23 protein-coding genes and 1 other RNA gene are annotated in these 26,168 nt (G+C 70.5%); 17 read left to right on the top strand and 7 right to left on the bottom strand.

Features of this window, described 5'->3' with window-relative positions; all coding sequences use genetic code 11:
* Nucleotides 1-54 precede the first annotated feature (54 nt).
* The 3 genes from BUB75_RS26185 to BUB75_RS26175 are packed head-to-tail and all read left to right on the top strand — an operon-like array spanning nucleotide 55 to nucleotide 4,846.
* Complete coding sequence (locus BUB75_RS26185) at nucleotides 55-1,830, top strand: N-acetylglutaminylglutamine amidotransferase (RefSeq protein WP_073260465.1); 1,776 nt, start codon at nucleotides 55-57, stop codon at nucleotides 1,828-1,830.
* Entirely contained in the window at nucleotides 1,827-3,665 is a 1,839-nt protein-coding gene (locus BUB75_RS26180; protein WP_084741733.1) for a S9 family peptidase, read from the top strand. Before BUB75_RS26185 ends, BUB75_RS26180 begins: the two co-directional genes overlap by 4 nt.
* Nucleotides 3,662-4,846: an aminoglycoside phosphotransferase family protein gene (locus BUB75_RS26175; RefSeq protein WP_218617769.1), complete on the top strand. Its 1,185-nt coding sequence runs from the start codon at nucleotides 3,662-3,664 to the stop codon at nucleotides 4,844-4,846. The genes BUB75_RS26180 and BUB75_RS26175 overlap by 4 nt, the downstream gene beginning before the upstream one ends.
* On the opposite strand, the gene BUB75_RS26170 is transcribed toward BUB75_RS26175, so the two are convergent.
* Nucleotides 4,825-8,250, bottom strand: coding sequence for an NACHT N-terminal helical domain 7-containing protein (locus BUB75_RS26170; RefSeq protein ID WP_073260463.1), 3,426 nt, complete (start codon nucleotides 8,248-8,250; stop codon nucleotides 4,825-4,827). The genes BUB75_RS26175 and BUB75_RS26170 overlap by 22 nt on opposite strands.
* A gap of 51 nt (nucleotides 8,251-8,301) precedes the next feature.
* Between BUB75_RS26170 and BUB75_RS26165 the strand changes: the two genes are divergently transcribed.
* The 5 genes from BUB75_RS26165 (at nucleotide 8,302) to mctP (ending at nucleotide 13,180) form a co-directional block, all read left to right on the top strand.
* Nucleotides 8,302-9,126, top strand: coding sequence for a Nif3-like dinuclear metal center hexameric protein (locus BUB75_RS26165; protein ID WP_073260462.1), 825 nt, complete (start codon nucleotides 8,302-8,304; stop codon nucleotides 9,124-9,126).
* A 31-nt stretch (nucleotides 9,127-9,157) separates the two neighbouring features.
* Nucleotides 9,158-9,901: a zinc ribbon domain-containing protein gene (locus BUB75_RS26160; RefSeq protein WP_073260461.1), complete on the top strand. Its 744-nt coding sequence runs from the start codon at nucleotides 9,158-9,160 to the stop codon at nucleotides 9,899-9,901.
* Nucleotides 9,898-11,172, top strand: coding sequence for a bifunctional RNase H/acid phosphatase (locus BUB75_RS26155; protein WP_073260460.1), 1,275 nt, complete (start codon nucleotides 9,898-9,900; stop codon nucleotides 11,170-11,172). The genes BUB75_RS26160 and BUB75_RS26155 overlap by 4 nt, the downstream gene beginning before the upstream one ends.
* 115 nt (nucleotides 11,173-11,287) lie before the next feature.
* Entirely contained in the window at nucleotides 11,288-11,527 is a 240-nt protein-coding gene (locus BUB75_RS26150; protein ID WP_073260459.1) for a DUF3311 domain-containing protein, read from the top strand.
* 3 nt (nucleotides 11,528-11,530) lie between these two features.
* Entirely contained in the window at nucleotides 11,531-13,180 is a 1,650-nt protein-coding gene (mctP, locus tag BUB75_RS26145) for a monocarboxylate uptake permease MctP (RefSeq protein WP_073260458.1), read from the top strand.
* A gap of 117 nt (nucleotides 13,181-13,297) precedes the next feature.
* On the opposite strand, the gene BUB75_RS26140 is transcribed toward mctP, so the two are convergent.
* Together BUB75_RS26140 and BUB75_RS26135 are read right to left on the bottom strand one after the other, a co-directional pair.
* Nucleotides 13,298-14,686, bottom strand: a complete 1,389-nt coding sequence (locus tag BUB75_RS26140; RefSeq protein WP_073260457.1) for an alpha/beta hydrolase domain-containing protein — start codon at nucleotides 14,684-14,686, stop codon at nucleotides 13,298-13,300.
* 383 nt (nucleotides 14,687-15,069) lie between these two features.
* On the bottom strand, nucleotides 15,070-15,837 hold the full coding sequence (locus tag BUB75_RS26135) for a TSUP family transporter (RefSeq protein ID WP_073260623.1): 768 nt from the start codon (nucleotides 15,835-15,837) through the stop codon (nucleotides 15,070-15,072).
* A gap of 54 nt (nucleotides 15,838-15,891) precedes the next feature.
* Between BUB75_RS26135 and rnpB the strand changes: the two genes are divergently transcribed.
* An RNA gene (rnpB, locus tag BUB75_RS26130) (RNase P RNA component class A) lies at nucleotides 15,892-16,296 on the top strand.
* Between the two features lie 98 nt (nucleotides 16,297-16,394).
* Here rnpB and BUB75_RS45490 read toward each other — a convergent pair.
* The gene (locus tag BUB75_RS45490) at nucleotides 16,395-16,583 is read right to left on the bottom strand and encodes a hypothetical protein (protein WP_143175408.1); all 189 of its coding nucleotides are present in this window, start codon (nucleotides 16,581-16,583) and stop codon (nucleotides 16,395-16,397) included.
* Between the two features lie 52 nt (nucleotides 16,584-16,635).
* On the opposite strand from BUB75_RS45490, the gene BUB75_RS26125 reads away from it, so the two are divergent.
* On the top strand, nucleotides 16,636-17,448 hold the full coding sequence (locus tag BUB75_RS26125) for a GntR family transcriptional regulator (RefSeq protein ID WP_342761157.1): 813 nt from the start codon (nucleotides 16,636-16,638) through the stop codon (nucleotides 17,446-17,448).
* Between the two features lie 293 nt (nucleotides 17,449-17,741).
* Here BUB75_RS26125 and BUB75_RS26120 read toward each other — a convergent pair whose 3' ends face one another.
* Nucleotides 17,742-18,689, bottom strand: coding sequence for a hypothetical protein (locus BUB75_RS26120; RefSeq protein WP_073260455.1), 948 nt, complete (start codon nucleotides 18,687-18,689; stop codon nucleotides 17,742-17,744).
* Nucleotides 18,690-18,775: 86 nt separating this feature from the next.
* On the opposite strand from BUB75_RS26120, the gene BUB75_RS26115 reads away from it, so the two are divergent.
* The 6 genes from BUB75_RS26115 (at nucleotide 18,776) to BUB75_RS26090 (ending at nucleotide 23,092) form a co-directional block, all read left to right on the top strand.
* Nucleotides 18,776-19,855: a sensor histidine kinase gene (locus tag BUB75_RS26115; protein ID WP_073260454.1), complete on the top strand. Its 1,080-nt coding sequence runs from the start codon at nucleotides 18,776-18,778 to the stop codon at nucleotides 19,853-19,855.
* A complete protein-coding gene (locus tag BUB75_RS26110; protein ID WP_073260453.1) occupies nucleotides 19,852-20,499 on the top strand; it encodes a response regulator in 648 nt (215 codons plus the stop codon). Before BUB75_RS26115 ends, BUB75_RS26110 begins: the two co-directional genes overlap by 4 nt.
* A 9-nt stretch (nucleotides 20,500-20,508) precedes the next feature.
* The gene (locus BUB75_RS26105; protein ID WP_073260452.1) at nucleotides 20,509-20,871 is read left to right on the top strand and encodes an ACT domain-containing protein; all 363 of its coding nucleotides are present in this window, start codon (nucleotides 20,509-20,511) and stop codon (nucleotides 20,869-20,871) included.
* 31 nt (nucleotides 20,872-20,902) lie between these two features.
* Nucleotides 20,903-22,354: a tetratricopeptide repeat protein gene (locus BUB75_RS26100; RefSeq protein WP_073260451.1), complete on the top strand. Its 1,452-nt coding sequence runs from the start codon at nucleotides 20,903-20,905 to the stop codon at nucleotides 22,352-22,354.
* Between the two features lie 5 nt (nucleotides 22,355-22,359).
* Complete coding sequence (locus tag BUB75_RS26095; RefSeq protein WP_073260450.1) at nucleotides 22,360-22,545, top strand: hypothetical protein; 186 nt, start codon at nucleotides 22,360-22,362, stop codon at nucleotides 22,543-22,545.
* Nucleotides 22,546-22,666: 121 nt separating this feature from the next.
* Nucleotides 22,667-23,092 carry a DUF1707 SHOCT-like domain-containing protein gene (locus BUB75_RS26090; RefSeq protein ID WP_073260449.1) on the top strand — a complete coding sequence of 142 codons (426 nt, stop codon included), beginning with the start codon at nucleotides 22,667-22,669 and terminating at the stop codon, nucleotides 23,090-23,092.
* Between the two features lie 18 nt (nucleotides 23,093-23,110).
* Here BUB75_RS26090 and panB read toward each other — a convergent pair whose 3' ends face one another.
* Both panB and BUB75_RS26080 read right to left on the bottom strand, forming a co-directional pair.
* Nucleotides 23,111-23,944 (bottom strand): 3-methyl-2-oxobutanoate hydroxymethyltransferase, encoded by an 834-nt coding sequence (gene panB / locus BUB75_RS26085; protein ID WP_218617767.1) that lies wholly within the window; start codon nucleotides 23,942-23,944, stop codon nucleotides 23,111-23,113.
* Between the two features lie 143 nt (nucleotides 23,945-24,087).
* Complete coding sequence (locus BUB75_RS26080; protein WP_143175407.1) at nucleotides 24,088-24,546, bottom strand: hypothetical protein; 459 nt, start codon at nucleotides 24,544-24,546, stop codon at nucleotides 24,088-24,090.
* Between the two features lie 252 nt (nucleotides 24,547-24,798).
* Between BUB75_RS26080 and BUB75_RS26075 the strand changes: the two genes are divergently transcribed.
* Entirely contained in the window at nucleotides 24,799-26,151 is a 1,353-nt protein-coding gene (locus BUB75_RS26075) for a glutamine synthetase family protein (RefSeq protein WP_073260446.1), read from the top strand.
* Nucleotides 26,152-26,168: the final 17 nt, after the last annotated feature.

Below are 26,168 nucleotides of genomic sequence, written 5' to 3'. Positions count from 1 at the left end.
CGGCCGAGGCTCGAAAGCCGTCGAGGTGCACTCCGGCGTGAGGAGGAGGACTCGATGTGCGGATTCGGCGGAGAGCTGCGCCTGGACGGTCGGGCCGCGGACGTGGACGCGGTGGCCAGGATGGTGCCCTGTCTGGTCGATCGCGGACCTGACAGCGGTGGTCACTGGTCGAAGGGGCCGCTCGCGCTGGCGCACCGCCGGCTGCAGATCATCGACCTCTCGGAAGCGGGCGCGCAGCCGATGGTCGACGAGGAACTCGGGCTCGTGCTCGTGTTCAACGGGATCATCTACAACTACAAGCAGCTGCGCGAGGAGTTGCGAAGCGCCGGTTACCGGTTCTTCTCCACCTCCGACACCGAAGTCGTCCTGAAGGCGTACCACCGCTGGGGGCCGCGGTGCGTCGAGAAGTTCCTCGGCATGTTCGCGTTCGTGATCAGCGAGTGGGAGACCGGCCGCGTCGTGCTCGGCCGCGACCGGCTGGGCATCAAGCCGCTGTACCTGTCCGAGGTCCCCGGCCGGCTCCGCTTCGCCTCGACGCTTCCCGCGCTGGTCGCCGCCGGTGACCTGGACACCTCCGTCGACTCGGTCGCACTGCACCACTACCTGACGTTCCACTCGGTGGTGCCGGCGCCGCGGACGATCCTCAACGGCGTCCGGAAGCTGCCCCCGGCCACCGTGCGGGTGATCGAACCGGACGGCACGACCGACGAGATCCTGTACTGGAAGCCGGAGTTCTCCCGCCTGCACGACTACTCCGACGACGAGTGGCGCGACCGCACGCTGGCGGCGCTGCGGCTGGCCGTGGAACGCCGGATGGTCGCCGACGTCCCGGTGGGCGTCCTGCTCTCCGGTGGCCTGGACTCCAGCTTCGTCGTCGCGTTGCTGGCCGAGTCGGGCCAGACCGGCCTGCAGACGTTCAGCATCGGGTTCGAGGACGCCGGCGGCGAGAGCGGCAACGAGTTCGTCTACTCCGACCTGATCGCCGAGCGGTTCGCGACCGATCACCACCAGATCCGGATCGAGACCCGGAACATGGTGCCCGCCGTCGACGCCGCGATCGGCGCGATGAGCGAACCGATGGTCAGCCACGACTGCGTCGCGTTCTACCTGCTCTCCGAGCAGGTCGCCAAGCACGTGAAGGTCGTCCAGTCCGGACAGGGCGCCGACGAGGTGTTCGCCGGCTACGACTGGTACCCGCCGCTGGCCGACGTCCCCCGCCGGGACGCGCTCGACGCGTACCGGAGCGTGTTCTTCGACCGGCCGCACGCCGCGCTCAACGACCTGCTGCAGCCGGAGTGGCGGCTGCCCACCGACGTCAGCAAGGCGTTCGTCCAGGCGCACTTCGCCGCGCCGGGGGCCGCGGAGACCGTCGATGCGGCGTTACGGATCGACAGCCAGATCATGTTGGTGGACGATCCGGTCAAGCGTGTCGACAACATGACGATGGCGTGGGGCCTGGAAGCCCGGGTACCGTTTCTCGACCACGAGTTGGTGGAGCTCGCGGCGGCCTGCCCGCCCCGGCTCAAGCTCGCGGCCGGCGGCAAGGGCATCCTCAAGGCCGCTGCTCGCGGGGTCGTCCCGGACGAGGTCATCGACCGGACCAAGGGCTACTTCCCGGTCCCGGCGATCCGGCATCTGTCAGGGCCGCTGCTCGAGCAGGTCGCCGACGCTCTGACGTCGGAGGCCGCCAGGCAGCGGAACATCTTCGATAGTGGGCAGGTGTCGGCCCTGCTCGACAAGCCGAACGACACCCGTACGACACTCGGGTCCAATGCGCTCTGGCAGTTGGGGTTGCTGGAGCTGTGGTTGCAGAAGAGGGGAGTTGGATGACCACTGGCCTCGGCACCGGCGACGGTGCGAACTGGGTGGCTCAGCCGGAGCCGGAACCCGCACCGTATGCGGGGGATCCGGCCGCCGCTCCGGCCAGTTGGGGCGCGACGCTCTCGCCGCGGGGGGACGCGATCGCGTTCGTGTCCGACCGCGGCGGCGAGCCACAGCTCTGGACCAGTTCCGTCGACGGCGCGCACCCGGTCGAAGTCCCGACCGGGCCGGAGCCGGTGGAAGAAGTGCGGTGGTCACCGGACGGCGAATGGCTCGCCGTGCTGATCGCCCCCGGTGGTTCGGACCGCACCGAAATCTGGGTGGTCCGGCCCGACGGAACCGACCTGCACCAGATCGGCGGGTTCGGTGGTACCAACGGGTTCTTCGGCCACTGGAGCCACGACGGCGCCTGGCTGACCGTCGCCGAGGCGGACGCCGCCGGGCGCAGCGCCGCACACCTGATCGACCCGTCCACCGGCTGGCGGGTGACGGTCGGCGAGGCCGACCTCCGCGCCGCGATCGACGTGAGCCGCGACGGCACGACCGCGCTGGTCCGCTGCGGCCTGCGCAGCGCCCGCTGGCTCGAGGTCGTGGACGTCGAGAGCGGTGCTGCGCACCGGCTGTTCCCCGCCGACGGGGACGGCTCGACCGACCTCGGTCACCTCTCCGCCGACGGTGGATCCGTCTACGTGCGTACGGACGTCGGACGACGGCTCCCCGCGCTGGTCGCGGTTCCGGTCGGCACCGACGGTCACCCCCGCGTGCTGGCCCAGCGCGACGACGCGGAGCTCGAGTACTTCACGCTCAGCGAGGACGGTGGCACGGCCGCGCTGCTCTGGAACGTGTTCGGCGGCCGCAGCGAGGTGTCGGTGCTCGACCTGCGCACCGGCGAGGAACGGTCGCTGACCGACCTGCCGGGCGACGTCGTGGGCGACCTGGACCTCTCCGCCGACGGGGTGACGCTCGCGCTCACCGCCGAGAGCCCGTCGCTGCCGCCGACGATCTGGGTGATCGAGGTGGCGAGCGGCGCGGCCAAGCCGGTGACCTACCCGCCGCCGCTGCCGGTCGCGCCGATCGTCCCGGAGTTGCACCGGTTCATCGCGCACGACGGCCTGGAGCTGACCGGGTGGCTCTACCCCGGCGCCGGAACGTCCGGAGCCGGGCCGATGGTGCTCCACTTCCACGGCGGACCGGAGGCGCAGGAGCGTCCGGTCTGGAACCCGCTGTTCCGGGAGGTCGTGTCCCGCGGGATCTCGGTGTTCGCGCCGAACGTCCGTGGGTCCTCCGGGTTCGGCCGGGCGTTCGTCAACGCGGACAACCTGGAGAAGCGGCACGCCGGCATCGAGGACGTCCGGACCGCGGCCCGGTACGTGATCGACGCCGGGCTGGCCGACCCCGCGCGGCTCGGCGTGTTCGGCCGGTCGTACGGCGGTTACCTGACGCTGGTGGCGCTGACCCAGTTCCCGGAGCTGTTCGCAGTGGGCGTCGACACCTGCGGGATGGCCGACCTCCAGACGTTCTACGAGCGCACCGAGCCGTGGGTCGCCGCGGCCGCCACCAGCAAGTACGGTCACCCGGACCACGACCGCGAGCTGCTGGCCGAACTCTCGCCGATCCACCGGATCGACCGACTGGTCGCCCCGCTGCTGGTCGCCCACGGTGCGAACGACACGAACGTGCCGCTGTACGAGGCCGAGCAGGTGGTGGCGGCGCTGGAAGCGCGGAACCATCCGGTGCAGTACCTGCTGTTCGACGACGAGGGCCACGAGGTGCTGCGCAAGCCCAACCGGGTCGTGTACGTGAAGGCCGTGGGGTCGTTCCTGGCCGCGCATCTCGCGTCGTGAGCCGTACCGCCAGTGCGGTGGTGACGCTCGGGGACGAGTGTCTCGGGGAGGTCGGGCCGTTTCCGGTCGACGTCCCGTGGTGGGCGGAGGTCGCTCCGGTCGTGGACGCCGTCGAGGAAACCCTCGGCGTGCCGGTGGTCGTGCTGCGGCTGCTGTCGGTCGAGCAGGGCGAGGGTGCTCGGGACGGGCACGTCACCTACCACGTCGAGGCGTCGGAGCGGCCGGGGTCGCTGCGAGCCACCGCGTTCACGCTGGACACGCAACCGCTGCGGCTGCCGTGGGCGACCGCTGACGGCGTGCGGGAACTGCTCGCGTGGGCGGCGGACGCGGTACCGCTGACCGGTCGGCCGCGCCAGCACAAGTCCTGGAACCTGGCCGCGCTGTTCTACCTCCCGACCGCCGACGGGGGTGCGTGGCTCAAGGCCACACCGCCGTTCGCCGCCGACGAAGCCGCCGCGATCGGGTTGCTGCGCGAGGTCGACGCCGGGATCGTGCCGCGGGTGCTGGCGTCCGCGCCGGGGCGCTTGCTCCTCGCCGACGTTCCGGGCGAGGATCTCTGGAACGCATCCGAGACGCAGGTGACCAGCACGATCACCCGCTTCGTCGCTGCCCAGGCGGCGGTTGGGGGATCGACGACTGCGGCGCCGGGATACTCCGGAAACGCGTCGGCCCCTCTTCGTGATCGGACGTCGGCGGTACTGCGCGCACACGTCGAGGCGCTGCTCGACGGACCGGTCGCGGCGGAACTGAGCGCCGACGAGATCATCCGCGCCCGCGCGCTGAACACACGCTGGGCGGCGCTGGAGGAATGCGGGCTGCCGGACACGCTCGTGCACGGCGACTTCCACCCCGGCAACTGGCGCGGCACCCCGGAAAGCCCGCCGACGGTGATCGACTTCGCCGACGCGTACTGGGGCAACCCCGTGCAGGACGGCCTGCGGGCGATCGACTATCTCCCGGAGAGCCGGCGCGCCACGGCCGCGAAGGCCTGGATCGCCGCCTGGGGCGCGGCGGCCCCTGGGTCGAACCCGGCCGAGGCGCTGCGCCTGGCCGAGCCACTGGCGCACCTCGCGTTCGCGGTGCGGTACCAGGAGTTCCTCGACGGCATCGAGCCGTCCGAACGCATCTACCACCACGGCGACCCCGCCGCCGCGATCCGTCACGCGCTGGCGTCCGCCTGAGCCTCCCGCTCGGCGATGTACGCGTCCAGCACCGCGATCGCCGCGCCGAGCGTCGTGCTGTCGGTGTTCCGCCCTCGGTGACCGAGGTACGCATTGACGGAGTCGAGCAGTCGTTGGTAGGTCGATCCGGACGGCAGGCCGGCCAGGAACCGCCGGAGGGCCGTCGGAGCCACCGCGGGCCACGCAGTCTCGGGCTGGTGCCCGAGGTAGGCCAGCAGCTCACCGGCGGCCGACTCGCTCAACACGCCGCCGAACTGGTCGAGCATCTCGACCGCGACGCCACCGGAGATGAAATCCCCCGGGCCGATGTGCGTGAACCGCTGCTCGAGCGCGGCGAGCACTTCGCTGCGGTGCTCGAGCGGAATCCGCTCCGGTGATCGCGCCAGCAGGAACGCGGGCAGGATCGTCGGGTACTCGATCGAAAGACGCAGTTCGGCGGCGAGCAGTGGGTCGTCCCAGAGATACGGACAGCGGAGCGCGAGCGCGGGCAGCCGGTGGCCGCCGAGCAGCCCGGCCGCGCCGTCCGGCGGCGGACCGCTTCCCACCAGGAGCCGCACGAAGCGCAGGACCAAATCGGGCGGGAGCTGCGGGCCGTCGTCGATCAGGCAGTTCACGAGCACGTTCACCGCGTGCTCGGAGAGCGTCGGCAGGCGCTCGACGTTGGCCTCCAACGTGGCCAGCAAGTCCCGGTAGACGTCCTCGTCGTAGGTCACCAGGCGGCGGAGGCCCGGTGTCGGCCAGCGGTTGCGGAGTAGTTGGGCCAGCTCTCTGCTGACGTCGCGGGTGAGCTGGGTCGGCGTGATGAACGGCATCCCCAGGAGCTCGGCGCCGATCGCGAGGACGCCGTCCAGCGTCGGGTCGTCGGTCAGCTGCGCCACCCGGCGCTGCTCGGCCGAGGTTCCCCACACGTGCTCGGGGTAGTTGGGAACGACGAGCTCGGCGTCGGTGCGGACGAGCTTGCTGAACAGCGCCGAACGTCCCTCGGCGTCCAGGCCGGCCTGCCAGAGCCGCACGGTCGACGTCCACTCGTCCGGCTCGGCCAGCGCCGCCACCGGGACCGGCTCACCACAGAGCACGGCGAGCGTCACGAGGTTCGCCGTGTAACAGGCCAGCCGCCGCACCGGGTCGTACCGCGTCGGCGCGTACCCGGCGGCACCGTCGTTCGGCGCGCGGTCCCGCGCCCGCCGGAACAGGTCGATCGCGGCCTCGCGCACGTCCGCCGCCTCGGCGCCCAGCGCGGCCAGCCGCTGCCGCGCGAACGCCACGATCGGTGCCCGGACGAACAGCGTCTGGTGGGACAGCAGCTCGCGGAGCCGTGGACTGTCCAGCGGCGCGGCGTCGATCCGGTCGGCAGTCCGGGCCCGGTCGGCGGCCAGCTGGTGCATCAGCGTGACCGTGAACTCCGCGACCAGGTACTCCTGGAACGTCGCGTGCAGGAACTCGTACGTGCGCAGCTCGGTCGCCTCGTCGGTCGAGCGAGCGACGTGGATGAAGAAGAACGCCGCCAGCGCCTGCTCGGCCCGGCTGACCGGTTGCCCGGCGTCGGTGCGGGTCACCTCGCTGCTCCGCGGCAGCAGCGCCCCCAGGTCGTGGCCGAGGTCGTCCTCGCTGACGAACTGCTGACCGCGGTTGAACATCGCGAACGCGGCGAGCGACAGATCGCCGCGGAGCTGGGTCGCCCGCCGCCGCGCGTCGGCCGGATCCAGGTCGCGGGCCACCTTGTCCCCGACCTGCCGGGCGATGAACGTGTCCAGCAGCCGCCGGTACAGCTCGGCGCCGGACAGGTCCTCGGCGGCCAGCGACTCCACACCGCCCTGCGCGGCGTACACGGCCAGCAGCGTGAGCAGCAGCGGCTGCCGGGCGATGTCCCCGTGGTGCAGCGCCTCCGCGGCGGTCAGCGCACGAAAGCCCGGCGTCGGCGCGTTCGCCCGGTTCCACGCACCGATCCACCGCTCCACCTGGTCGTCGTCGAAATCCTCCAGCCTGATCAGGACACTGCCGTCCGGCACCTTGGCCCGGTCCATCACCAGCGTGCGGGACGTGACGATCGGGATGACCGAGTGCCCGTAGTGCCACTCCTTGGCCTGGAACGCGGCGATCCGCTCCAGGTAGCGCGACTGGACTACGCCGGTGGTCTGGATCAGCTCGTCAAAACCGTCGAAGATCACGACCTTCGTGGTCGCGGTCTCCCGGGAGAACTTGCCCCAGTCGACCCGCTCGTGCACCTCGGCCCGCAGCGCCTCCTCGATCTGCTCGTAGATCTCGGCTTCGGCGTCGGCGCGGCGCAACCGGATCAGGATCGCGGTGTACGCGGTGGACGGCAGCCGAGCTGCCACGATGCGGCTGAGCAGCGACTTCCCGGCGCCCGGGTGACCGAGGACGATCAGCGGGTGCCGCGCGGCGTGCGGGTTGGCGAGGTAGCGGGCGAGGTACCCGGCGAGCCCGTCGTGCGTGTCCTGAGTCGCCCACCACGCCTCGTCGCTCGGCATCGCGTCATTGGTCGCGACGGCCTGCCGGAACCGCGGGCTCACGAACCCGTCGGCGACCAGCGGGAAACGCGCGCCGGGGGTTTCCCGCCACAGCCGCTCGCCGAGGACGGCCGAGGCCTGGGTCGCGAGCTTCGCCGTGACGTCGGAGGCCTGACCGTCGCCGGCCACCGTCGTCGTGAGCAGCCGGGTCAGCTCGGTCAACGTCTCGGTCTGGGCCGCCAGCGCGCCGCCGACCGCGTCGACGGAGCGGCGGGTCGCGGCATGCTCGTCCAGGTCGGACCAGAACGCGAACTCCGGCAGGTCAGCGCCGAGACGGACGTACCGGTCGCGGTAGTAACCCAGCGCCCGCTCGACCACCGCCCGCCGCAACTCGGCGTCGTCGCCCGGCGGCCGGACGTGCGTCCAGGCCGCGAGTCCGGACACGAACCAGAGCGTCTCGTCGGCCAGCAACTCGAGCCGGGCCTGGATGTGGCCGAGGTTCTCGGTGAACGGGCTGGTCACCGTCGGCAGCGCGATTCCCGGTGCGCCCAGCAGGTCCGGCGCGTCCGCGCGCTGGACCAGCGCCGACCGTTCCGCGTCGGTCACCTCTAACCGGTCGTAGCCCGGCCCGACCTCCTGCCGGAAAGCGTCGAAGAACGCCGACAACACCAGCACGGTGTGGGCGGCTTCCAGCATCTCGAGGTGCTGCTTGCCCCGTGCCACCTTGATCCGGGCCGGCGCGATGTCGGTGACGTGCCGGAGCAACGCCATCAACTCGGTCTTCGGATCGATCAGCGCGAGCGAGGAACCGCCGGTGAACGGTGCCGCGGCCAGCAACACACCGCCGAGTGCCCGGTCCAGCCGCGTCATCCGCTCGTCGCCGCGGGCGAGGAGTGTGAGCGCCGCCCCGTAGCTGAGCCGAGGGGTGTCGAACATGCGAATCTCCTCGCCGCGTGGCCATCGGCCCCGACAGGTTAGCCTCCTGGCGTGGTCACGATCGGGAAAGTCGTCCGGGTGTTCGACGAGCTCTATCCGCCGGATCTCGCCGAGAGCTGGGACGCGGTCGGCTTGGTGTGCGGTGATCCGTCGACGGACGTGCAGAAGGTGTACTTCTGCGTCGACGTCGTCGCCGCCACCGTGGACGAAGCGCTGGACTGGGGCGCCGACCTGATCGTCGCGCACCACCCGCTGCTGCTGCGTGGCGTCACCGCGATCCCGACGACCACGCCCAAGGGCCGCACGCTGCACCGGCTGATCCGGGCAGGCGTCGGCCTGTTCGTGGCCCACACCAACGCCGATTCCGCCCTTCCCGGCGTCTCCGATGCCCTCGCCGCGCGCCTCGACCTGCAGGATCTGCGTCCGCTCAGCCCGCGGCCCAAGCAGCCGTTCCACGGCATCGGCCGGATCGGCACGCTGCCGACCCCGCTGCGGCTCGCCCGGCTCGCCGAGCTGGCCGCCAAGGCCCTGCCGGCTACGCCCGGCGGGATCCGCTACACCGGTGACCCCGACCGCCTGGTGCGGACGGTGGCCGTCAGCGGTGGTGCGGGTGACAGCTATCTGGGGGACGCCACGCGGGCGGGCGTCGACGCGTTCCTCACCGCCGACCTGCGCCACCACCCGGCCTCCGAACACACCGAGGCGGGCGGCCCCGCGCTGCTCGACGTCGCGCACTGGGCGACCGAGCAGCCGTGGCTCGTCCAGGCTGCTACGGCCCTGACCACCGGCTTGCGGAACGCTACGGTGGAGACCTTCGTATCCGACCTCGTCACCGACCCGTGGACGAACGCGGTGGTGCCGGTCCGACAGCTCTGACGTACCGGCACCTGTGAAGTATGGGAGAACAGTGAAGGCACCCGCCGCAGACCAGCTCCGCCTGCTCGACCTGCAGGCGGTGGACCTCTCGATCGACCAGCTCGCGCACCGGAAGCGCACGCTGCCCGAACACGCCGAGATCGAGAAGACCGCCGCCACGCTGGCCGCGCTCCGCGACGAGCTGACCGGCGCCGAGTCCGCGGTGGAGTCGCTGGACACGAAGATCCGGAAGCTGGAGAACGAGGTCGAGCAGGTGCGGGCGAAGGCCGACAAGGACCGGCAGCGGATGGACTCCGGTGCGGTCGGGTCGGCGAAGGAGCTGGAGCGGCTCCAGCACGAGGTCGAGACGCTCGGCGCACGTCAGTCCGCGTTGGAGGACGACGAGCTGGCGCTGATGGAGGAACGGGAGACCGCGGACGCCGTCCGCGCGGAGGTGCAGGGCCGGTTCGACGCGGCGAACGAGGGGCTGGCCGCGCTGGAGCTCCGCCGCGACACGATCGAGTCCGAGATCGACACCGACGTCGCCGCCCGAACGGCCGAGCGCGAGCCGCTCGCCGCCGCGATCCCGGACGACCTGCGTGCGCTGTACGAGAAGCTGCGCGCCTCCAGCGGTGGCATCGGCGCCGCGGCGCTGCGCGCCCGCCGGTGCGGCGGCTGCCGGATCGAGCTGTACGGCACCGCGCTTCAAGACGCCAAGGCCGCGGACGAGGACGAAGTGCTGCGCTGCGAGGAGTGCCGCCGGATCCTGGTGCGTACCGCGGAGTCCGGTCTGTGAGCGTTGAGCACGTTGTCGTTGAGGCCGACGGCGGATCGCGGGGCAACCCCGGCCCCGCCGGATACGGCGCGGTGGTGCTCGACCCGGAGACCGGCATCGTGCTGGCCGAGCGGGCCAAGGCGCTCGGCGTCACGACGAACAACGTCGCGGAGTACTCCGGGCTGATCGCCGGGCTGGAGGCCGCGCAGGCGCTCGGTGCGCGCCGGGTCGACGTTCGGATGGATTCCAAACTGGTCATCGAGCAGTGCTCCGGGCGGTGGCAGGTGAAGCAGCCTCACCTGCGACCGCTGGTGAGTCGGGCCACCGCGTTGCTGGGCTCGTTCGAGGCGACGACGATGACCTGGATCCCGAGGGCGCAGAACAAGGCCGCGGACGCACTGGCCAACGCGGCGATGGACGGCGAGGACATCGCCCGCGACCACGCCGCCGTCGCGCCGGCCACGGACGATGCTTCCGGTGCCGCGGCGACGCTGTTCGACGCCGACGGGCCCGCGGCGGAGAGCGGCTCGAGGGATACCGCTGGTGTGAGTGGCACCGACCCGACGGCGACCGCACCGGCGGAGGCGTTGCGCGGTACGCCGGCGCAGGACCGTCCTGCGGTGGCGCCCCGGCACGCGTCGATAAAAAACGCGGGACCGGGGTGGGGGCCGCAACGGCGGGCCACCACGACGGTGCTGGTCCGGCATGCCTCGTCGGTGCTCTCGCCGGAGAAGCGGTTCTCCGGGCGTGGGGATGTGCCGCTGTCGGAGGACGGTGTGGCGCAGGCCGAACGGGTGGCCGCGCGGCTGGGGGCGCGGCCGGGTCTCGACGTGGTGGTCAGCTCGCCGCTGCGCCGCGCCCGGCATACCGCGGAGCTGATCGCGAAGGCCGCCGGTATCGAGTTGGTCACCGACGACGACCTGGTCGAGACCGATTTTGGCGCCTGGGAGGGGCTGACGTTCAGCGAGGCGCGGCGGGCTGATCCGGCTGCGGTGGACGCCTGGCTGGCCTCGCCCGACGTGGCGCCGCCGGGCGGGGAGAGTTTCGCACAGGTCGCCGAGCGGGTGCAGCAGGCCCGGGAGCGGCTGGTCGCCGACTACGCCGGGCAGACGATCGTCGTGGTCTCGCACGTCACGCCGTTGAAGACGCTGCTGCGGATGGCGCTGGAGGCGCCGCCGACGATGCTGTACCGGCTGCAGCTCGACGTCACGGGCGTTTCGGAGGTCGACTGGTACGCCGACGGTCCGGCGAACGTGCGCCTGGTGAACGACGCGCACCACCTGACCGGCTGAGCGACCGCCGAGCGCGCTGGCGTGACCGCTTGGCGCGGCATCGGTTCCCGGTGGGGCATTTGCGGGCTAGTGTCTTGTGACCTGCACCACTGCGATTCGGTGTGAGGAGACCGCTATGTCCACTACCGAGGAAACGCCGTCGCCGCCTCCCTCGGAACCGCCGGTACGGTCCGACCGCAATCACTGGTACTGGTTGCTGCTCGTTCCGATCGTGATCCCGCTGATGCCGATGCTCTACAACCACACCGATCCGATCTTGTGGGGCATTCCGCGGTTCTACTGGCTCCAGCTGCTGTTCGTGGTGCTGAGCGTCGGAATCACGCTCGTCGTCTACCGGCAGACGCGGAGGCGATGACCGATGGAAGTCAAAGTCACCGAGCTGACGATCTTCATCATCCTGTTCGCGTTCGTCAGCGTGCTCGGGTTCGTCGCGTCGCGCTGGCGGCGGCCCGACACGATGGAGCACCTGGACGAGTGGGGGCTCGGCGGTCGGAACTTCGGCGGGTGGATCACCTGGTTCCTGCTCGGCGGTGACCTCTACACGGCCTACACGTTCGTCGCGGTGCCCGCGCTGATGTACGGCGCCGGCGCGATGGGCTTTTTCGCGCTGCCGTACACGGTGGTGCTGTATCCGCTGGTGTTGCTGCCGTTGATCCGGCTCTGGTCGGTCTCGCACGTGCACGGTTTCGTGACGCCCGCCGACTTCGTCCGGGCCCGGTTCGGGTCGTCGACGCTGGCGTTGCTGGTCGCGGTCACCGGGATCGTCGCGACGATGCCGTACATCGCGCTGCAGCTGGTCGGCATCGAGGCCGTGCTGAAGGCGATGGGCGTCGAGGGCAAGTGGCCGATCACGATCGCGTTCCTGATCCTGGCCATCTACACGTACAACTCGGGTCTGCGTGCACCGGCGCTGATCGCGTTCGTCAAGGACACGCTGATCTACCTGACCGTCATCGTCGCGATCGTCGTGATCCCCACGAAGCTCGGCGGCTGGGACGCGATCTTCGCGGCGGCGGGGGAGAAGTTCAGTCAGCCGGCCGCGCAAGCCGCGGGGTCGGGGTTGCTGCTCAACGCGAACAACCAGCTGAACTACATCACGCTGGCGTTCGGCTCGGCGTTGGCGCTGTTCCTCTACCCGCACTCGTTGACCGGGGTGCTGTCCGCCCGTTCACGCGACACCGTCAAGCGGAACATGGCGGCGCTGCCGGCGTACTCGTTCGTGCTCGGGCTGCTGGCGCTGCTGGGTTTGATGGCGATCGCGGCCAAGATCGTTCCCGTCGGGGCGGACCCGGAGGCCGGCGTTCCCGGAGACCGCAACACGGTCGTGCCGTTGCTGTTCGACTGGGCGTTCCCGTCCTGGTTCACCGGGATCGCGCACGCGGCGGTCGGGATCGGTGCGCTCGTTCCGGCGGCGGTCATGTCGATCGCGGCCGCGAACCTGTTCACGCGGAACATCTACACCGAGTACATCCGGCGGGAGGCTTCGCCGGCCGAGGAAGCGCGGGTCAGCAAGCTGGTCTCGCTCGTCGTGAAGTTCGTCGCGGTCGTGCTGGTGCTGGGGCTGGACACCCAGTACTCGATCGACCTGCAGCTGATCGGCGGCGTGATCATCCTGCAGACGCTGCCCGCGGTGGCGCTCGGCGTGTTCACCCGGTGGTTCCACAAGTGGGCGCTGGTGGCCGGATGGGTCGCAGGGATGGCGTTCGGGTTCTGGATGCTGTGGACGATCCCGAACCCGGCGACCGACCGGAAGCACTTCGGCGGCTCGGCGTTCAAGCTGTCCGAGCTGGGGATCGACACCAAGTGGACGATCTATGCCGGGTTCCTGGCGATCGCGCTGAACCTGCTCGTGGTCGTGCTGGTGACGTGGGGTCTGCGCGCGGGCAAGGTCGCGGACGGTGGGGACGTCACCAAGCCGTCGGACTACACCGCCGACCTGGGTGACCCGAAGGTGCACGACATTCCAGAACTGGTCGGGGAGGGGCGGCCGTCGTCCTCGTCGACGTAGTAGGGCTGCCGGGTGGCCTGCCGTCCCGGTCGGCAGGCCACCCGGTCCTTTGCCCGCGGTCGTTCACCGTCCGGCCGCGCCGGCTGCTGGGCCGGGCGGCCCGGCGGGTTCCGGCGGTTACGCCGGTGGGATGGGGCGGGCCTTGGCTGCCTCGACGGCGGCGGTGTAGTCCGCGGGACGCAGGAACCCGGCGTCCCGCGCCTTCGCCGCCGCAGCGGTGTACTTCGCGACGTAGTCGGCGTGGGTCGGGTAGCGGCTCCGCAGCTTCGCGGCGTCGAACGCCGTTGTCGTGCCGAGCAACAGACACGCACCGGCGACGTTGCCGCCGCTGTTCGTCGGTCCGTAACTCGCGATCGGCGCCTCGATGTCGGGCAACCGGATGCCGCCCTTGACGTTCTGATCGGCGTCCCGCTCCAGCAGCACCGGCAGTCCGGCGATCACCGGAGCGCGCGGCGCGGGGGTCTTCGTCCGGATCCACTGGTTGAGCGCGTGGTACGCCGCGTTGTGCACGTAGTGCGCCGGCATCGAGTTGAGCGGCTTGTCGCACCGCACCGGGTTGCCGTTGTCGATGATTTTCTCCCGGGCGTTCACCTTGTCGAGCGACTCGGTGAGGTACTGGTCGCCGTGCGCGGTACCGGCCACCTCCCATGTGCGGAGGTTCGCGGCGTCCGGCTGACGGCTCACGCTGTAGACGATCGTGTCGGTCTCGGACTGCACCTGGAGCGTGGGCACGCCCAGGTCAGACCGGATGTTCGACACCAGCGGAGTGGTCTGGCCGCTCGCGAGCTCGGCTGAGCCGGTCGAGCGTCCGTGGATGAGGAAGCCGTCGAACACCTTGTCCCGCGGCTGGATCGCGTTCGCGTAGGTGACCAGCCGAAGAGCTGACTGCGAGTGGCCGGACGCGATCAAGCGCTCGGCCTTGAGGTGCTGGCCTGCGGCTTTCGCGGCCTGGGAGAAAATGTCGTACGAGGCGGCGTCACCGGGTGTGGTCACATCCGGGTAGCGGACCGGGTCGTAGCTCTTGAGCTTGTCGATCCCGACCTTCTGCGCGGAAACTCCCACGTACGCGTACCCCTCGCGGACGAACTCCTCCCAGGACTGGCCGAACTCCACCGGGATGTCCACGCCGAAGCTGACGTTGACCCACTCGACCACGACCGTGCCGTTGAACTTCGCCGGGTTCGTCGGACGGCGGACGACGATCCGCGTCGTGTACGGCGCCTGGCTCGCGGGCTTCACGTTCCACTTGCCGTCGCCGCCCAGGCTCCCGTCGGCGGTGTAGCTGGTGGCCGTGCCTTTGACCTTGTACTCCTCCTCGGTGTAGCCGAGCGCGGGAAGGTCCTGGGCCGTCGGGCTGACTCGCCCCTGAATTCCTTTGCCGAGGTCGGCGGGGATCAGCGTGAGGGTGGGGGTTTCGACCGCGTGCGCGGGCGCGTGAAGCCCGGCCGCGACCAGTGCCATGAGGATGAGGACGCCGTACCAGCGGCGTTTTCGCGGGGCTGCCATGTCGCTCCTCAGCAGTGAGGGGTGTTGGGGGCCGCGACGTTAGCGCTGGCTTGCGGTGATTCGCAGAGGAATAAGGCGATAAGAGCAGTTCTTGTCACGCCGCTACATCGCGCAGGTCCAGGGGGCGATCGGGGTTGTTCGCGGCCGGATAACCCCGGCGCGAGGGCGGGCTCGCCCGGCTGCCCGCTGGGGCGTGCCTGCGGCACGGGTCACTCTTTCCTAGCCTCAGAAATTTGGCCATCTACCGACGTGTCCCCGCGCGGGGATAGGTCGGTGCATGGCCACATTTCTCGCGGTGTGGCGGGTCGTCGCTGCTCCCGCACTCCGTGGCCGTACTCGGGTGCGCCTGGCGAGCGCTCGGGCACCTCGTTCCGCGCGGGGCGTCAGGCCCAGATCGCGCGGTAGAGCAGAACCAGGCCGATCACCGTGCCGAAGATGACGATCGTCCAGCGCAGGGCGTTCGCCGACAGTCGCCGTGCCAGCCTGGCGCCCAGGTACCCACCCGCGACCGTGGCCGGTGCCGTCACCGCTACCCCGAGCCACGACACCGGTCCGAAAATCGCGTACACGACGACCGTGACCAGCCCGACGACCGCCGAAAGGACGTTCTTCAACGCGTTGACGCGCTGCAGCGTCTCGTCCAAAACCAAAGCAAGAACCGCAACCAGGACGACGCCGAGCGCAGCACCGAAGTAGCCGCCGTAGGCGGAACCGAGGAACGTGAGAATCACCAGCGTGGCGTTTTTCCGCGCGCGCGGCAGCTGGGCGGGGTGGCCGACCAGGTCACGGAGCTTCGTCTGGAAGCCCAGCACCGCCGTCGCGCTCAGCACCAGGAACGGGACGATGTACTCGAACACACCGGCCGGCGTGACCAGCAGCAGGATGCACCCGGCGATGCCGCCGACCAGTCCGATGGGTGCCAGGCTCAGCGCCCGCCGCCGCTGGCCCGTGAGTTCGGCGCGGCTGCCGTAGACGCTCGACCAGTATCCGGGGGTGACCGACAGCGAGTTCGTCACGTTGGCCGACACCGGGGGCAGGCCGGTGGCGATCAGCGCGGGGAACGTCAGGAGCGATCCACCCCCGGCGAACGCGTTGACGACCCCCGCAGCCAGCCCCGCGACGATGAGCAGTGTGATGTCGGTCAGTGACAGGTGCATCGGCCTCACCGTACGGGGCGGGGTGCGTAACATTGGCGCCGCGGCGGACGAGCCGGCCGGGCGGTCGCGTCAGTACCCAGTGGTGCTGCCGAGGAACGTCCGGGCTTCACAGGGCAGGGTGGTTGTTAACGGCAACCCGGGGTGACCCGCGGGAAAGTGCCACAGAAAACAGACCGCCGGGCGCGGCTTCGCGACCGGTAAGGGTGAAACGGTGGTGTAAGAGACCACCAGCGCCCCGGGTGACCGGGGCGGCTCGGTAAACCCCACCCGGAGCAAGGTCAAGAGGGGCGACCTCGGTCGCCCTGCGTGAGCGTTCGAGGGCTGCCCGCCCGAGCTCACGGGTAGACCGCTAGAGCCTGTCGGCAACGGCAGGCCGAGATGGATGGCCGCCGGCCAGGGCAGTGCCGCGAGGCGCCCTGGCAACAGGACCCGGCGTACAGGCCGACTCGTCCGCCGCCCTTCGCTGTTGAGAACGCCGGTCCTACCCTCCGCAGCGGCGCGCCGGGCAAGTGGGGGTGGGAAAGCCCCCAGCGTCCCCGATGCGGAGTAAATCACGCGACCGTGAGGTTGGATGCGCCGCCGGGGCGGCCGCGTAGGAGTTCGCGCCCGTTGACCTCGATCGTCCGCTCGGAGTCTGCTCCTACGCAGAAGTGCAGCGTCGCCCGCCCGCCCACGAAAAAGTGAAAATTTCCTGCCCGCCACAGGCGGTGCGGAAGGCGGTCCACCAGCCACCTGAGCATGGCATCAGCCTAGGACCGGCGGTCCCCGCGACGGAACGGGGTTGATCAATTTGTGGGCTCGTGCCAACGTGCTCGCTTGAAATGCGGTAACCTCTCGCACACACATGTGTACGAGTGGAGGTTGGCTGTGGCGGAGCGGTTGAATCGAGCGAGCGACCGGCCGGCGTATCGGCAGATTGCTGACCGGCTACGCGCCGAGGTTGCTCGGGGTGACTTCGCGCCTGGAGCGCAGCTGCCGTCGGAGAGCGCACTGGAGGCCCGTTTCAAGGTCAGCCGGGTGACTGCGCGGCGGGCGCTGAGCGTGCTGGTGAACGACGGTCTCGCGCAGTCCGAGCACGGACGCGGTTACTTTCTCCGGACTCCACCGCCGGTCCAGCGGCTGTCGTCCGATCGGTTCGACAGCCGCGACGCCGGTACGGAGGACGCGCCGGTCGAGGTGCTGTTCGTGGGAAGGGGACCGGTGCCGGCCAAAATGGCTGAGCGGCTCGGGCTGGTCGCGGGAGACGACGTCATCGTGCGGAATCGTCGATACCTCCTCGAGGGGAGGCCGGCTCGATCGGCGGTTTCTTATATCCCGCTCGACATCGCCGCGGGAACTCCGATCGCCGAGGAGGACCCCGGTCCCGGTGGGATCTACGCGCGTATGGAGGAACAGGGCTTGACCTTCGACAAATACGACGAGGAGGTCACTGCTCGAGTCGCCACCGAGGAAGAGTCGCGCTTGCTGCTGCTTCCTGGGTCCACCCCGGTGCTGCAAGTGGTCCGGACAGCTTTCGCCGACGGTCGGCCCGTCGAGGTCTGCGAGGCGGTCATGGACGCCGCAGCGTTCGTGCTGGACTACTCACTCCCGGCGAGGCGCTCCTAGGCGAAAGATCGCGAGGGCTCGGGCGACCGGTGCACCAGTGCGCGAATCGCCCGGGACGGTCACGGGGCACCCATCCGGCGAATCTGACGGCGGGTGATCGCCGCCCCTGGCCGTCGCATGCCGAGGGGCGCGGTCGATGGTTGTCGCGTTGTCGGGGTGCGGCTCTCGTGGGTGTCCCCGCGTGGGTGCTGGAGCACCCGCGCGGGGACACCCATCTGCCGGCGCCCGCTCCGCGAGGGCTGGCGCGGAGGCGGACGGTGCCCACCCGGCACGGGACGGGGGAGCCGGACGGCCTAGACGAACTTCGCATCACGCGGCCAAGGCACCGGCTCCTGAGCCGCTGCGCGGCGTCGCTGGTAGTACGCGAACGTCGCGATACCCAGCGCCACCCCCCACGGCAACCACAGCAAACCCGGCACCCCGGCACCAGTGAGCCCGTCCGTGAACGCGTACCGCAGCACGGTCAGCCCCGCGACGCTCACCGCCAGCGCCACCACGGTCGCCGGCACCACCGCCAGCAGAGCCGGCACCCGCCGCCCACCGAGAGACGGCACCCACGCGGGCAACCGCTCGCCCCAGCGCATCACGAGCCCGAGCGTCAGCAGCACCCCGATGACGTCCGGGATCACCAGGCTCCACGCCGTCAACGGGCTCAGCCCTTTCGCTTCCAGGTCCGCGGCGAGCTCGTCGACGAACTCCTCCGACACCCCGAGCGGAACGCCGAGGTTCCACGCGGCTCGCTGGAGCGCGTACGGCAACGGCGCGAGCACCGCGACCAGCGTTGCCCAGCGGCCGATCTGCAACCAGCGCGCGGAGGTGCCCGAGGCGGCGTCCACATGTAGTGAACGGAACCCGGCCCGGCCCAGCAGGGCCGCACCGAACAGGCAAAATACCTGGTTGAGCAATGGCCAGTCGACCAGGCCGAAGTACCCCCGCAGGCCGTACGCGAGGTTTTGCAGCACGCGGGCGTCCGGCACGCACACGACGATCAGCGCCGCAGACGCCAGCAGGATCACACCCGACGCACGCCGTTGCGGGAGCACCGCGGCCAGGAACGCCACCAGGCAGCCGACGAACAGCACGGCGCCGGTCGGGCCCGGCTCCGCGTGGGCGAGCCAGTGATCCATCTCGACGGCGCGCCGGTCGCCAACGCCGAGCGGGAAGCCGGGCGCGCCGAACGCCCAGGCAAGGGACAGGGAGCCGTAGACGGCGCACCACAGTGCGGCGAGTGATCGAGACATGCCTCGAGCCTCGGGCGACCGCCCGCCCGGAGGTATCTGCCGATCGGCAGAGGTGCGCTGCCGCCTCGCCGCTCTATCGTGGACCGGTGACTCGGCTGATCGGCACCGCCTCGGTCGTCGCGGTGGTGCTGGGGACGGCCATTGTTGCCGTGCCGCTGCCAAGCCCGGCGCTCGTCGTCCCGTCGGTCGTCGGCGTGCTCACGCTCGCCGCGGTGGTGGCCACGTGGCCGCGCAGCAAACGGTGGCTGGCCCCGGCGACGTTCGGCGTCGCCCTGGTGAGCCTGGGCGGTTCCGCGCTCTGGTTACGCAGCCCGGGCCTGGGCGGCGGCACCTGGACGCTGCTCCTGACCGCGGTGCTGATGGTGCTGCTCGCGTTGCTCTGCCGCTGGGCTCCGCCGGTGTGGGCCTGGGCGGTCGGTGTGCCGGCCGTGGTCGCCGAGGCACTGCTGATCCTGCCGACCACGGGTTCCCCGCCGCTGCGCGGCTGGGAGGCGGTCGGGGCCTGCGCGTTCTGGTCACTGGCGGGCCTGGTCGGCGCGGCTTCCGGCACCTACTTACGCCTTTTGGACGCTCGACGCGGCGCCGCCGTACGCGCCGCGCGCCGTGCCCAGCAGGTGCGGCTCGCCGCGGACCTGCACGACCACGTCGCCCATGACGTGAGCGCGATGGTGCTGCAGGCGCAGGCAGCACGGGTGCTGCTCGGCGACCGGGCGGGTGACGTCGCAGCGGTGCTGGAGCGGATCGAGGCCGACGGGGCGCGAGCACTCACCTCGATGCAGCAGTCGATCCGGGTCCTCCGGGAGGACGACCCGAAGGACCGGGACGTCGCCGACCTCACCGCGCTCGTCGAGCAGCATCCCACCGCGGTCCTGCACGTCGACCCCGAACTCGCGCAGGTGCCCGCCGCGCTGTACCGGGTCGTCGCGGAGTCGCTGACCAACGTCCGCAAGCACGCCGGACCCGACGCCGGAGCGGTCGTGCGTCTCGAGCGCGACCAGGACCGTCTCGTCGTCACGGTCACCAACCCCGCCGGGACGAGCAGCCAGGGCCCGGGCCTCGGGTTCGGCCTGTCGAGCCTGGACGAACAGGTGCGGACGCTGGGCGGAACATTCAGCGCCGGACCGGTCGGCCACCACTGGGAGGTACGGGCCGTGATGCAGCGATGATCCGAGTGTTGATCGCGGACGACCAGGACGCCGTGCGGTTCAGCTTCCGCACGATCCTCGGCGCGGCGCCGGACATCAGGGTCGTGGGTGAGGCCGCGGACGGCAACGCGGCACTGACCCTGGCCAAAGAGCAACTCCCCGACGTCGCGCTCGTCGACATCCGGATGCCCGGGATGGACGGTCTGGAGCTCACTCGGGTCCTCGGCGAGGCCGTCCCGGCAACCCGCGTCGTGGTGGTGACCACTTACGACCTGGACGCCTACGTGCACACCGCACTCCGCAACGGCGCGTGCGGCTTCCTGCTGAAACACTCCGGCGCCGGGTTGCTGACCGAGGCGGTCCGGGCCGCGGCGGCGGGGGACGCGCTGATCAGCCCCGAGGTCACGGTCCGGCTGCTCCGCGAGCTCGCGACGCCGAGCCCCGCCGAGCACCCGCTCACCGACCGCGAGCTGGACATCGTCGCGCTGGTCGCGGAGGGCAGGACGAACGCCGAGATCGGCGCGACGCTCTACATCACCGCGGGCACGGTCAAGACGCACCTCGCGAACATCCAGCAAAAGCTCGGTGTCGAGAATCGCGTCGCGATCGCGGCATGGGCGTGGGACACCGGCCACTGCACGCCGCGCCGCCCGACGCGGCCGTAGGCTCGGAACATGGCGACTTTTGTGCCCCAGCACCTGACGCTCCGCTCGGAAACCTTCGCGATCGAGCGACACGACACCGACGAGATCGTCGGCAGCGGCGACTGGGTCGCGCTGGTCCGTGGAGCGAGCGGCCTGACCGTGATCCGTACCGCCGCCAACGGCGCCGACGGCTGGCGCGCGTTCGAGGGAGACATCGGGCACGAGCTCGACGTCCCGGGAATGCTCGTCAGCATCCTCTCCCCGCTGAGCGAAGCCGACCTGCCGGTGTTCGCGGCGTCCACCTACAACGCCGACCTCGTCCTGGTGCCGGCGTCGTCCGCCGAGAAGGCGGTCGTCCTGCTGCGAGCCGCCGGCCACACCGTAACCGACTAGAGTTTTCCTACCGACAAAGTAGGGGGTTGCGATGGGGCTCGACCAACACGGCCTGCAGACGACCGTGGGCAGCCAGGCGGCTCTCGACCACTACGACCGCGCGGTCGACGAACTGCTGCACTTCCGGGCCGAGGTGGTCGCCGAGTCCGACGCCGCGCTCGCCGAAGACCCGACGTTCCCGATGGCGGTCGCGCTCCGCGGATACCTCGGACTGCTCACCACCGACGTCGACGACGCGGTGGCGGCCCGGACGTACCTCGCGAGCTACCAGCCCGGCGCCGCGAACGAGAGGGAGCGCGCCCACCTCGGCGCGGTCCGGACGCTGGCCGACGGCGACTTCCACGGCGCCGGACGGATCCTCGCCGAGCTCACGGTGGAGTACCCGCGGGACGCGCTCGCGCTGGCGGTCGGCCACCAGATCGACTTCTTCACCGGCAACGCCACGAGCCTGCGCGACCGGGTCGGGGGCGCCCTGACGTCGTGGCGTCCGGACGACCGGCACTATCCCAACGTCCTCGGCATGTATGCGTTCGGCCTCGAAGAGGCCGGTCACTACGACCGGTCAGAGGACGTCGGACGCGAGGCCGTCGAGCGTGACCACCGGGACGTCTGGGGTATCCACGCGGTCGTGCACACGTACGAGATGCAGGGCCGCTTCGGCGAGGGCACCCGCTATCTCGACGACCGGCTGGACGACTGGTCGACCGACACGTTCTTCAACGTCCACAACTGGTGGCACTACGGGCTCTACGCGATCGAGGCCGGCGATCGGAACCGTGCGCTGGACATCTACGACACGGTGTTGCACGGGCCGAAGTCGTCCGGTGTTTCCCTCGAGCTGCTCGACGCCGCCGCGCTGCTGTGGCGCTTCGCGCTGGCCGGTGACCCGCAGCCGGAGCGGTTCGCCGACCTAGTCGAGCCGTGGCAGCAGCGAACGGCGACCGCCTTCTACGCGTTCAACGACGCGCACGCCGTGATGGCCTACGTCGGCGCCGGACGATTCGACCTCGCCGAAGCGCTGATCGCCGACCGGGTCGCGTGGCTGCGCACGCCGCACCCCGGCGTGAGCAACCAGGAGATGACCGCCCGGGTCGGCCTGCCGGTCTGCCAGGCGCTGCTCGCGTTCGGCCGCGGCGAGTACGACACGGTCGTCGACCTGCTGTATCCGATCCGGGGTCACGTCAACGAGTTCGGCGGCAGCCACGCGCAGCGGGACGCGGTCTACAAGACGCTGATCGAAGCGGCTCTGCGGGCCGGTCGCCTTGCGATCGCCCGATCGTTGGTCAGCGAACGGTTGAACGTCCGGCCGTGCAGTCCGTACAACTGGCTCAAGCAGAGCGAACTGGCCCGCGCCCTCGGCGACGAGGCCGCCGCGGTGGCGGCGGGGGAGCGGGCCGCGGCGCTGGCCCACGCGGGCGGTGCTCGTTTGTCGGACGATGCGGCCGGGCATCTGCGGGATGGATCCGACAGAGAGGTCAGGTGATCGGTATGGCGGAGGAAACCCGGTACTGGTGGAACCTCAAGCACAAGCGGGTCGAAACCGACGAGGACAAGGGCAAGGCCGCTGACCGGCTCGGCCCGTACACGACCCGCGAGGCCGCCGAGAAAGCGTTGGACACCGTCGCCGCGCGTAACGCCGCCGCGGATGCCGAGGACCGTCGCTGGAACGACTGACCGGCGCTCCCGGGGTACCGTCGGTAGCGGACTCTTTTCGGTCGGCGTCTGCGGAGGTCGCTGAGGCTGAGCGAAGGCCGGTGGGTTGAAAAGGGTTCGCTGAGTACTTCGGGAGGCACCCATGGCGCAGCACGGCTCCGAACCCGTCCGTCCTCTGCGGGCCTCCGACAGTGACCGGCAACGGGTAGCCGACCTGCTGCGTCAGCACACCTCCGACGGCCGGTTGACGATCGAGGAGTACGAGCAGCGGGTCGACGCCGCGTACTCCGCGCGTACGGTCGCGGAGCTACGGCCGTTACTGGCCGACCTGCCGGTCGCGCTGGACGAGGTGCTGCCGCTGCGGACGCCTGCTCCGGCCGCCCCGGTCCCGTGGCGCGGCGAGCAGGCCGATCCGTGGATCCGCGTCGCGGTGATCGGGATCGCGGTGCTGCTGGTGGCCGGCGCGGTGGCGGCGGCGAGCCGCGGCTTCTTCGCGCTCTGGCCGCTGTTGCTGATCGGCATCTTCATGTTCGGCGGCCGCGGTGGTGGCCATCGCCACCACCGCTAGCCGCCGGCTGTCACGAGGTCAGTGGAACGTGTGTTCCTCGGCCGGGAAGGCCCCGGCCCGGACGTCCTCGGCGAAGCGGCGCGCCGCGTCGTCCAGGATCGCGTCCAGATCCGCGTACTGCTTGACGAACCTCGGCAGCCGCCCGGTGCGCAGGCCTGCCATGTCCTGCCAGACCAGCACCTGAGCGTCGGTGTACGCGCCGGCGCCGATGCCGACCGTGGGGATGCGGACGGCGTCCGTAATGCGCTTGGCGACGTCGGACGTCACCATCTCCAGAACCACCGCGATCGCACCGGCCTCGGCCAGCGTGACCGCGTCGTCGACGATCCGGTCGGCGTCGTCGCCGCGACCCTGGACGCGGTAGCCGGACAGCAGGTTCTCGTGCTGCGGTGTGAACCCGACGTGGGCGAACACCGGGATGCCCGCGCCGGTCAGCGCCTCGACCTGCGGTGCGACCCGCGCTCCGCCTTCGAGCTTGACCGCGTGCGCGCGCCCCTCCTTGAGGAACCGCACGCCGGTGGCGAGCGCCTGCTCGGGACCGGCCTCGAACGAACCGAACGGGAAGTCGGCCACGACCATCGCGCGCTTCGCTGCCCCGCTCACGGCTCGAACCAGCGGGATCAACTCGTCGACGGTCACCGGCAGCGAGGTCTCGTTGCCGAACACGTTGTTCGACGCGGAGTCGCCGACCAGCAGCACGGGGATGCCGACCCGGTCGAACAGGGCGGCCGTGTACTGGTCGTAGGACGTGAGCATCGCCCACCGCTCGCCGCGCTCCTTGGCGGCGACCAGGTCACGGGCACGGACCCGGCGATGCGCCGGTCCGCCGTACAGAGACGTCTCTTCGGACATCATCGTCCCCTTTCCTCCTCGAGGCCCACGTGCGCGGGTCCCCGGGTACGGCCTCATCGTCGCACCGGAGCGGCCGCTGCGGGCGTGGGGTTCGTCACCCTTGCGGAGGTTCGGTCAGGGGAGGGTTACCCGCTGCGCGCGGTTCACGCGCAGCGCTCGGAGAGCGTCCCCAGCGAGTTGTCGCTGCCGGTCGCCCCCACGTTCCGGGCTGCCTTGTCGAAGTACCCGGCCGCTGCCCGGATGTCGGTGGCGAGCCCGGTGTCGGACGTCGCTGCGGCCTCTTTCCGCAGTTCGTCGGCCGCGGCGGCGTAGTACTGCTGGGCCTTGCTCTTCGCGGCGTTCACCTTGGCCTGGTCGCCGGTCTGGAGCGCGGGGGTGAGGACGGCGAGCGCGTTCCGGCTGGAGTCCTGGACGATCTTCACGACCCGGTCGCAGACCGCGTCCGTGCCGCTGCCGCCGGTGCTCGACGGTGTGGAGGCGGGTGCGGTGGTCGGCACGGAGGTGCTGGTACCGCTCGCCTGCGGAGCGTCGTCCGAGGAAGAACAGGCAGTCGCACCGAGGAGCAGCAGACCGACGACCACGAGCATGGGTTTGGAAATCACGAGCCCGACGCTACTGACGAGTAACGTCGGCGGTGGGTCTTTCGCCCGTTTTTGTGCAGGCGGTATATCTCGTCTGTGCACGAACTCGCCGAATAGGATGAAAGTTGATCCGGCCGGATGTGATGAGGGCGTCAATCCGGGGCCACAACCGGCGATTCCCCACATGGTGCCCCAAGGCCGTAACGTCGTCGTAACACCGTCCCGGAAGACTCCGGGGCCAGGCTTCGAGCACCAACTGGAGGGGTAGGCGTCGTGGACCGTCAGCAGGATTTCGTGCTGCGCACGCTGGAAGAGCGAGACATTCGCTTCGTCCGGCTGTGGTTCACCGATGTGCTCGGGACGCTGAAGAGCGTCTCGGTCGCGCCGGCGGAGCTCGAGGCCGCGTTCGAAGAGGGCATCGGGTTCGACGGGTCGGCGATCGAGGGCTTCACCCGCGTCTACGAGGCCGACATGGTCGCGATGCCGGACCCCTCGACGTTCCAGGTCTTCCCCTTCGAGGGCGCGGGCTCCGGTGAGAGCGCCCGGATGTTCTGCGACATCCAGATGCCGGACGGGTCGCCGTCCTGGGCCGACCCGCGGCACGTGCTGCGCCGCGCGCTGCGGAAGGCCGCCGACAAGGGGTTCACGTTCTACACGCACCCCGAGATCGAGTTCTTCCTGCTCGCCGACCACCCCACCGACGGTCGCCGGCCCACGCCGGTCGACTCCGGCGGCTACTTCGACCACACCACGCATGCCACCGCCCGTGACTTCCGGCGGCAGGCCGTCCTGGCGCTGGAGCGGATCGGCATCTCGGTGGAGTTCAGCCACCACGAGACCGCGCCCGGCCAGCAGGAGATCGACCTCCGCTACGCCGACGCGCTGGCCACCGCCGACAACATCATGACGTTCCGGCACGTCATCAAGGAGGTCGCGCTCTTCCAGGGCGTCTCCGCGACGTTCATGCCGAAGCCGTTCACCGACCTGGCCGGCAACGGCATGCACACCCACCTGTCGCTGTTCGAGGGCGAGCGCAACGCGTTCCACGACCCGGGCGACCCGATGACGCTGTCGAAGACCGCGAAGGCGTTCATCGCGGGCATGCTGTTCCACGCCCGGGAGTACACCGCGGTCACCAACCAGTGGGTGAACTCCTACAAGCGGCTGTTCGGCGCGATCCAGCCGAACACGGTGAACGAGGCGCCGAGCTCGATCTGCTGGGGTCACCTCAACCGGTCGGCGCTGGTCCGGGTGCCGCGCTACGGCAAGCCGCACTCGGCCCGGGTCGAGATCCGTTCGGTCGACGCCGCGTGCAACCCGTACCTGACGTTCGCGGTGCTGCTTACCGCCGGTCTCAAGGGCATCGAAGAGGGGTACGAACTCCCGCCCGGTGCCGAGGACGACGTCTGGTCGCTCTCACCCGACGAGCGGCGGGCGCTGGGCTACCAGGACCTGCCGCACGACCTGTCCGAGGCCCTCGGCTACATGGAGAAGAGTGAACTGGTCGCCGAGGCGCTCGGTGAGCAGATCTTCGACTTCTTCCTGAAGAACAAGCGGGCCGAGTGGGACGACTACCGCCGACAGGTGACCGCTTACGAGCGGCGTCGATACCTGCCCTTTTTGTAAGCGGGCACTGGCTCTGA

Origin of the sequence: Cryptosporangium aurantiacum (genome assembly GCF_900143005.1) — a bacterium.
GTDB classification, from domain to species: domain Bacteria; phylum Actinomycetota; class Actinomycetes; order Mycobacteriales; family Cryptosporangiaceae; genus Cryptosporangium; species Cryptosporangium aurantiacum.
Note: the sequence above shows the minus strand (reverse complement) of the source record. Positions and strands in the feature narration are given on the sequence as shown.

Excerpts from the sequence above, each read along its gene's own strand:
- BUB75_RS26185 (WP_073260465.1), top strand. The coding sequence starts at position 55 with ATGTGCGGATTCGGCGGAGAGCTGCGCCTGGACGGTCGGGCCGCGGAC.
- BUB75_RS26180 (WP_084741733.1), top strand. The coding sequence starts at position 1,827 with ATGACCACTGGCCTCGGCACCGGCGACGGTGCGAACTGGGTGGCTCAG.
- BUB75_RS26170 (WP_073260463.1), bottom strand. The coding sequence starts at position 8,250 with ATGTTCGACACCCCTCGGCTCAGCTACGGGGCGGCGCTCACACTCCTC.
- BUB75_RS26150 (WP_073260459.1), top strand. The coding sequence starts at position 11,288 with ATGTCCACTACCGAGGAAACGCCGTCGCCGCCTCCCTCGGAACCGCCG.
- mctP (WP_073260458.1), top strand. The coding sequence starts at position 11,531 with ATGGAAGTCAAAGTCACCGAGCTGACGATCTTCATCATCCTGTTCGCG.
- BUB75_RS26140 (WP_073260457.1), bottom strand. The coding sequence starts at position 14,686 with ATGGCAGCCCCGCGAAAACGCCGCTGGTACGGCGTCCTCATCCTCATG.
- BUB75_RS45490 (WP_143175408.1), bottom strand. The coding sequence starts at position 16,583 with ATGCTCAGGTGGCTGGTGGACCGCCTTCCGCACCGCCTGTGGCGGGCA.
- BUB75_RS26120 (WP_073260455.1), bottom strand. The coding sequence starts at position 18,689 with ATGTCTCGATCACTCGCCGCACTGTGGTGCGCCGTCTACGGCTCCCTG.
- BUB75_RS26110 (WP_073260453.1), top strand. The coding sequence starts at position 19,852 with ATGATCCGAGTGTTGATCGCGGACGACCAGGACGCCGTGCGGTTCAGC.
- BUB75_RS26105 (WP_073260452.1), top strand. The coding sequence starts at position 20,509 with ATGGCGACTTTTGTGCCCCAGCACCTGACGCTCCGCTCGGAAACCTTC.
- BUB75_RS26100 (WP_073260451.1), top strand. The coding sequence starts at position 20,903 with ATGGGGCTCGACCAACACGGCCTGCAGACGACCGTGGGCAGCCAGGCG.
- BUB75_RS26095 (WP_073260450.1), top strand. The coding sequence starts at position 22,360 with ATGGCGGAGGAAACCCGGTACTGGTGGAACCTCAAGCACAAGCGGGTC.
- BUB75_RS26090 (WP_073260449.1), top strand. The coding sequence starts at position 22,667 with ATGGCGCAGCACGGCTCCGAACCCGTCCGTCCTCTGCGGGCCTCCGAC.
- panB (WP_218617767.1), bottom strand. The coding sequence starts at position 23,944 with ATGTCCGAAGAGACGTCTCTGTACGGCGGACCGGCGCATCGCCGGGTC.